The sequence below is a fragment of the Martinezella calliandrae genome (genome assembly GCF_030272695.1).
GTDB lineage: Bacteria > Pseudomonadota > Alphaproteobacteria > Rhizobiales > Rhizobiaceae > Rhizobium > Rhizobium calliandrae.
The window spans coordinates 1-449 of record NZ_JARFYN010000216.1 but is presented as its reverse complement, the minus strand read 5'-3'; the positions used below and the strand labels follow the sequence as shown (position 1 = coordinate 449).

Genomic DNA, 449 nt, shown 5'->3' with positions numbered 1-449 from the left:
CGGCATCGTCGTGGGCACCGCACTGACACTGCTCTTCCTGCCCGCGCTCTATGTCGCCTGGTTCCGGATTCCCCGTGAGGTCGAGCAGAACTGAGATGATGTCAACGCTCTCGCACCCTGGGCGAAATGCCCAGGGTCTCAGCTGCCGCGCGTGTGCCTCGATTGCCGCCCTACGACGTTGATGCAGGAGGCTTCTAATTCCGGTGTCCCTGGCGCTATGTCTGCTTGCATCGGGCTGCGCCCACCGGGTGCAGGACGTCTTTCAGCCTCTCGCGGTGGTCCCCACCGATACCAGCCGGATCACCATGCTGGTCGTCACGACCCGCAAGCCATCGGACGATCGTGGCACACTCTATTCCGGCGATCGCGGCACGGCGATCTCCCTCAATAGTGTCGAGGTGTCTATACCTCCCGACCGCAACCGCAAGATTGGCGAGGTACAATGGCCG

The 449-nt window shown here is 62.8% G+C and carries 1 pseudogene; it reads left to right on the top strand.

The window, feature by feature from the left end:
- Nucleotides 1-203 precede the first annotated feature (203 nt).
- A pseudogene (locus tag PY650_RS36810) lies at nucleotides 204-449 on the top strand (esterase); the annotation flags it as partial.